Below are 5,802 nucleotides of genomic sequence, written 5' to 3'. Positions count from 1 at the left end.
CGTTTTGTTTCGTGCATAAAACTTTTATCGAATTAAATTGATTGCGAAAGTCTTTAGAATGCTTTTAAATCAACGTTTAAAAGAGAAGTTCGAAAGTAACAAAATGTCATTCTGTTGTATTCGTTATTCATCAAAATGAATTTGATATTCACCGACGAGCCAACCCAAATCGAAAATTTCCGAATCCCCCCAAGCCGCCGCTGTCCCCCCTCGCAGCAGTGGTATTCAAAAAGCGCGCATCATTTTTAACTCGGGGCGTAGATTTCCCGCAGCAGCTACTAGATTGTACCGCATTCCTATCACTACCCTACCGAAAAGCCTTACGAAATAGCCCATCGATACCCTAGCGAATCCTAGCGAATCCTTACGAAATCCCCTAGCGAATCCTATCACCTGTAATTACGCAGATTGCTAAATAAGCGGTATTCCCTATATTTCGAGCTCTATTGTATCTATAGCGCATAAAACGTCATACAAACGAATCTGAGGCGTTTAAGAAATATCAGTTATTTATCGGCGTAATCCCTTCTATTCAAAATAACGCATAGAATATCGTTTATTATCTTTCGTTATTAAATACAAACCTATAAACGAAATCAGTCGAAACTAAAATCGTACCGCGTTTATGTACGTGTAAAGCAAAGGAAAGGACGGTAGATATTACTTAAATATCTTGTACGCTCTTATTTATATCCTTATCTTATGCGTAAATTTCCCGATAGAATTCGACCTTTGAATTCGTATCGGAAATATTATCTTTATAAAAATAATTCTTTATAAGATTAATTCTTTATACCGTATGATACATCAGCTATAAGACCGATGATACATCAGCTATAAGACCGATGATATATCAGCTATCAAAAGGAGGGGTTAAGGGAAATGGCACTAACAGAAGGGCAAAGAAAAGCCCAACAAGTAGCGAGAGCCGAAAAACGTAAGTTAATCGCACAAATGGCGGAGGGGGCAAAGGCAGCAGGCGAGCAGCCGTTATACAACAAGTACGAACAAGAAACAACAGATCAAGTCGCATTTGTGCGGACACCTGCGAATCTGTTCCATTATATGAACATGCAGCCGTATGGATTTACTGCGGAGACACTATTTATTTATCAAATTATCGTCCAGTATTTCCGAAAAGAAGACAAGTACGCATACCCATCGCAGTACGCACTAGCGAAGCTGCTAAAGAAAAACCTATCGACAGTCAAACGACATGTTGCATTGTTGCGCGATGTTGGGTTGATCAAGGTAATAAACAAAGGGCGCGGCACAAATAATTACTATCAGCCGCTAATACCACTAACAGAATTGGAACTATTCGAGCGTTTCCCACTGGCGAAGGAATTCGCGCAGCAATTTTCCGATCGAGTGGACGAGTTTAAAACGAAAGATATTAAAAGGCTAGAGGAAAGACGATCAGAAAACAAATAAAAGAATAATCGGAGGTATTACAAATGAAGGGAAAAGAACTAGTAATTGTATTAAATAATGGATAGGACTTAAATAGAAGCGGAGAAAGAGCGAAGCCAAGGGGATGGATACATTTACAAGCTCGTCAAACGTGACGAGTATATAACTAGAATCGATGTTTTAAAGAAAGTTGGCAGCGTGTTACTACACTACTATAAGGAACGAAATTCGCTACGGCGAAGCAGATCTCTAAGTATTACGAGACGGTATGGTCAATAAGGCATATTCAAAGATTAAAGAAGTAATTGTTCAAGGTAAACCTATACTTTCTAAGGGCGAGTCATATCGTGGAGCAAACGTATTTCCTATATGCGCTATTCTACGTATCGGAATGCTTTTAAGAGATAGCGAAATTGCGAGAGAAATACGCATCCAACTACTAAACATCGAAGAGGCTGCGACAGATGAACAACGAACGATCGCGATCGATCATGCGTTAGATTTTAAAAAATTTCACATACCATACTAAAAATAATCGGAGGGTTTAAGGATGAAAACAAACAAAACAACGTATTGGAATACTATCGAAGATAATGCCGAAAATACAAACGCCAAAATAGCCGATCTAGGCGCAACACACAAGGCAGCAGCAACTAAACCACTATCGAAAGGTGAGAGAATGTCATACCTAATGCAAATTTTAAGAGAAGCTAGGGGGAAGTATGGGCGTGATTTCGTAGTGATTAATTTAAACACAGAACTAGCGCCTGATTGGAAGATCATACCGCAAAAACCGCGTGGGAGCGCAGGTATTAAGGATCGATACGACAACGACAATCTGTTTATGTAACAGGATGCGGGGAATAACTTTATGTATCAAAAACTAAAAAAACTGTAACAAATTCTAAAATGCATACAATTAATACCTATCTAGTCGTATCTATAGTATGTAAGGGATAGGCGACTTGTTATCGATTATTTCTGTATTCCGATACCTCGGATTATTTTTCAGTATTGCCGCAGGTTTCTTCATCGCTACTCGGAGCGATAAGATCACATTTCCCGTGCCTGCGGTAGTACACCATTGACGGTTACGTCTTACTTTTTATTTTAAAATATCAATACGTAAAGGAGCGATATGGTGTATCAGCTAAATAGCAGCAAATTAAAATTAATTCGCGGATTAATGGGAGTAACCCAAAAACAATTTGCCGATCTTGTTGGCGTGGACACAAAAAGTGTAAGCGCATGGGAAGTTGGGCGATCGATAGCGAATCAAGATAACGTAAAGCGCGTTGTTCAATTTGTTGGCGAAAAGAATTTCAAACAGATTGATGCTTGGTTCTATAGTACCGACACGCAGCGATTGATGAACGATCTGCAAAGGAAGGTCAGTCCTACATGCGTACACTAGTTGTTTGTAACGTTCACGAGCTGCGAGGGGTACGGTTTTTATGTACATATATTTACGAAGACAATTACGTAATAGCACAGAATATTTTACCTTTACGAGACGAGCCAATCGAAGAGAAGATTCGCACGATCGTAATAATGAACTGCGATGACGTATCGGCGTTTGACGTACATACGAGTACAGAAGATGTGTATAAAGCGTGTTTAAGAGCTCCTGACATCATGTGCCACTATAAAGCGCCTGAGGAAACGAGCGAAACGATAAAAGGCTTCGAGGACGAGCGGACACAAGCGGCTTTGATCGATATTTATGGGTTACAAGAAGAGCAACCCGAAGAAGTACAAACAAAACACATACCGAAGTGGCGGGAAAATTTAATCTCATTACTACGGAAGTGTATCAGATTACTAGAAGGAAAGACGAAGGGGGAGATAAAAGATGGAATGGAAACTATATGATGAATTCTCAGTACAAAACGATAAGGCTCACGAGTTTATCGCAGGCTATCGAGAAAAGGTACAAGCTGCAAAAGAGGATGTGACGGCAGCTACGCTAGCATATGAAGATATCCTAAAGCAAGAATTTGCGGGGAAAAAGGTAGCGACGCAAAAGAAAGCAGCACTAGCAGAGATCGAAAAGGCTCAGGCTGCGTTGAGGATCGCCGAGGACGAATACTCAAAAGCTAAGGATTACGCAATGGCGAATCTAGCAGGTACGATAACACTCGATGATCTCGCAAATGATTGGCGTACTAACATTGTGCCGACCGTACGCAAAAATAAAGTCGATCCACTGCGTAAAAAGGCAGAGCAAGGGTTACGTGATTATTTCGAAGCCGTCGTGGGGATCCTACAAATCGAAAGTGAGAATAAGTGGGCAGTAGACTTCATGAACGAGCGTTTTAGAAGTCGAAAGGGTGCTCGTCCTCTTATGCAAAATGCGGCAGGTATCGGAGATATTCCCGTACCGCCAAACGATAACGACTGGAATAAACTTCTAAAGTATAGACAAATACCCACAAGATTCGAGAAGTAACTAATATCTGTAGGCTAATCGCCTACTAATATAAACAAAGAGAAGTCGCCAATAATCGGGCGGCTTTTTCTAATTCTAAGGAGGAAATTATAAATGGTAGTATATTCGAATGATCTAATCGGTAAGCAAGAGAGCGTAGCAGATGAAATGCTGCTATTAAACCCATTACAAACACCTATGTTAAATCTAGTAGGATTCGGAATCCCAGTAACGAACGTTGAGCACGTTTGGTTCGAAGATGAAATGTTCGAACAAGAGAGCGCATTGACGGCGGCTTTAACTGCTGATGCTACATCTATCGAAGTAGAAAACGGCGAAGCGTTCCGATCTCGTCAAGTAATCCGAATCGGCGAAGAGTTAATCTTAGTAGCTAAAGTCGAAGGCGAAAAGTTAACAGTATTGCGTGGATACGCTAATACGGTTGCGGCTGCTGCGGAAGTTGGTGAAGTAGTAGAAGTAATGTTCGTAGAAGGCGAAGAGGGGGCAGACGCTCGCGATGTTCGTCACAAGCCACGTAAGCGAGTTTCTAACCTTACACAAATCTTCGACGAGACTGTAGAGATCACGGGTACGGCAATGGCGGTCACTCAGCATGGCGTAGATAATGAGTACGAGAAAGAAAAGCAAAAGAAACAACTAGAACTAGCGCTAGCGTTAGAAAAAGCGGTAATCAACGGCATTAAGTACGAGAAAGGCAACAAGCGTATGATGCGCGGTGTACGTTCGTTCATTCAGACAAATGTGATCAAAGCTAACGGCGCAGCAATCTCAGATGAGCATCTAATCGAAGCATTCCGAGCAATCTTCGAGAAAAGCGGTTCTACTGCTAGCGGTAACTATAAAATTATCGTAGGTGCTACACAAAAGATTGCTATATCTAACTTCGATAATGCATCAATTCGCCTAGACCGTATGGACAATGGACGAGGAAGTGTAGTAGACCACTATATCTCAGACTTCGGTAACGCTGAGATCGTACTAAATAACAACATGCCTGCGGGCGAAATCCTAGTAATCGACGCGAATCGTTTATCTATACGTCCATTACAAACGCGTGAATTCGCTCACACTTACTTAGGTAAGAAAGGCGACTACATGCAAGGAATGATCGTCGGCGAGTACACGCTAGAAATGTTACAAGAAGCAGCCCACGCTAAGATTACGGGTCTTTCTACTAAAAGAAAATAATCGAAACTGATCGGCTAGGGCTTCGGCTCTAGTCGCTTTTTATATATAGGAGGTCGTGATATATGGAACGAATTGCAGAAGCAACGGAGCACATCGATGCTTACGTAATCAGCAATGAGGACTGGCACGACGCTGACGACGACAAAAAAGTTCGTCTTATGAATGCGGCAGATAGAACGCTAAAGAAAAAATTCAGGGGTAATACAATCCCTGATAACGCAATATACGAATTCGCGGCGTATTTAGCTATCGTTTACAACGACACGAACAAAATGCAGCAGCATGGTATTGCGTCATTCAGTGTTACGGGCGTAGGTTCTTTCACGTTCAAAGAAAACAATGTATCTAGTGCGGTAGGGCAGCCACTAAAAGATCTTATTCCTGATAGTGTAGTAGAGCTTATTGAAGAAGTAAACGACGATCTACACGTATCGGGTCGTAATGTGGGGTGGCTTACGTAATGGCAATCGTACCATTAAAACAAACAGTCATCAGGCGAAGAGCAGTCGGAGATCTCGACATGTGGGGGAAGCCTGAAAAGATCGAAGAAACCGAACTTACATGTCGTGCGGTCGAGGGATCGCACACCACAACGGATCGAAATAGTCAAATGCACGGCGCAACGATCGTTGTCGATCTGAAATTATTGCTAGACAAGCTAGCTGATATCGGTTACGAAGATGAAATTGAGTACGTCAACGAAGCAGGAACGATTTACAAAGGCAATCCAAAAAACATTACAATTCAGCGGG

Annotated in this window: 8 protein-coding genes; all 8 read left to right on the top strand. The window is 41.6% G+C overall.

Annotated features, from left to right (window positions below):
• Window positions 1-882: 882 nt before the first annotated feature.
• On the top strand, window positions 883-1,434 hold the full coding sequence (locus GBN91_RS28370) for a helix-turn-helix domain-containing protein (RefSeq protein ID WP_152122890.1): 552 nt from the start codon (window positions 883-885) through the stop codon (window positions 1,432-1,434).
• A gap of 247 nt (window positions 1,435-1,681) precedes the next feature.
• A complete protein-coding gene (locus GBN91_RS28365) occupies window positions 1,682-1,942 on the top strand; it encodes a hypothetical protein (RefSeq protein WP_152122889.1) in 261 nt (86 codons plus the stop codon).
• A 21-nt stretch (window positions 1,943-1,963) separates the two neighbouring features.
• Window positions 1,964-2,263 carry a hypothetical protein gene (locus GBN91_RS28360; protein ID WP_152122887.1) on the top strand — a complete coding sequence of 100 codons (300 nt, stop codon included), beginning with the start codon at window positions 1,964-1,966 and terminating at the stop codon, window positions 2,261-2,263.
• A gap of 291 nt (window positions 2,264-2,554) precedes the next feature.
• Window positions 2,555-2,827 (top strand): helix-turn-helix transcriptional regulator, encoded by a 273-nt coding sequence (locus GBN91_RS28355; RefSeq protein ID WP_193222142.1) that lies wholly within the window; start codon window positions 2,555-2,557, stop codon window positions 2,825-2,827.
• Window positions 2,815-3,285, top strand: coding sequence for a hypothetical protein (locus GBN91_RS28350; protein ID WP_098605411.1), 471 nt, complete (start codon window positions 2,815-2,817; stop codon window positions 3,283-3,285). The genes GBN91_RS28355 and GBN91_RS28350 overlap by 13 nt, the downstream gene beginning before the upstream one ends.
• Window positions 3,266-3,862 carry a hypothetical protein gene (locus GBN91_RS28345; protein ID WP_098605410.1) on the top strand — a complete coding sequence of 199 codons (597 nt, stop codon included), beginning with the start codon at window positions 3,266-3,268 and terminating at the stop codon, window positions 3,860-3,862. Before GBN91_RS28350 ends, GBN91_RS28345 begins: the two co-directional genes overlap by 20 nt.
• Before the next feature lie 93 nt (window positions 3,863-3,955).
• On the top strand, window positions 3,956-5,050 hold the full coding sequence (locus tag GBN91_RS28340; RefSeq protein ID WP_152122883.1) for an SU10 major capsid protein: 1,095 nt from the start codon (window positions 3,956-3,958) through the stop codon (window positions 5,048-5,050).
• 62 nt (window positions 5,051-5,112) lie between these two features.
• A complete protein-coding gene (locus GBN91_RS28335; protein ID WP_152122882.1) occupies window positions 5,113-5,511 on the top strand; it encodes a hypothetical protein in 399 nt (132 codons plus the stop codon).
• Window positions 5,512-5,802: the final 291 nt, after the last annotated feature.

The organism is Bacillus sp. B1-WWTP-T-0.5-Post-4 (assembly GCF_009183795.1).
GTDB lineage: Bacteria > Bacillota > Bacilli > Bacillales > Bacillaceae_G > Bacillus_A > Bacillus_A cereus.
This window is presented reverse-complemented; position numbering and strand designations above follow the sequence as displayed.

What these genes read in the sequence shown, in the direction of transcription:
- GBN91_RS28365 (WP_152122889.1), top strand. Translation starts at nt 1,682, where the DNA reads ATGGTCAATAAGGCATATTCAAAGATTAAAGAAGTAATTGTTCAAGGT.
- GBN91_RS28350 (WP_098605411.1), top strand. Translation starts at nt 2,815, where the DNA reads ATGCGTACACTAGTTGTTTGTAACGTTCACGAGCTGCGAGGGGTACGG.
- GBN91_RS28370 (WP_152122890.1), top strand. Translation starts at nt 883, where the DNA reads ATGGCACTAACAGAAGGGCAAAGAAAAGCCCAACAAGTAGCGAGAGCC.
- GBN91_RS28345 (WP_098605410.1), top strand. Translation starts at nt 3,266, where the DNA reads ATGGAATGGAAACTATATGATGAATTCTCAGTACAAAACGATAAGGCT.
- GBN91_RS28340 (WP_152122883.1), top strand. Translation starts at nt 3,956, where the DNA reads ATGGTAGTATATTCGAATGATCTAATCGGTAAGCAAGAGAGCGTAGCA.
- GBN91_RS28335 (WP_152122882.1), top strand. Translation starts at nt 5,113, where the DNA reads ATGGAACGAATTGCAGAAGCAACGGAGCACATCGATGCTTACGTAATC.
- GBN91_RS28360 (WP_152122887.1), top strand. Translation starts at nt 1,964, where the DNA reads ATGAAAACAAACAAAACAACGTATTGGAATACTATCGAAGATAATGCC.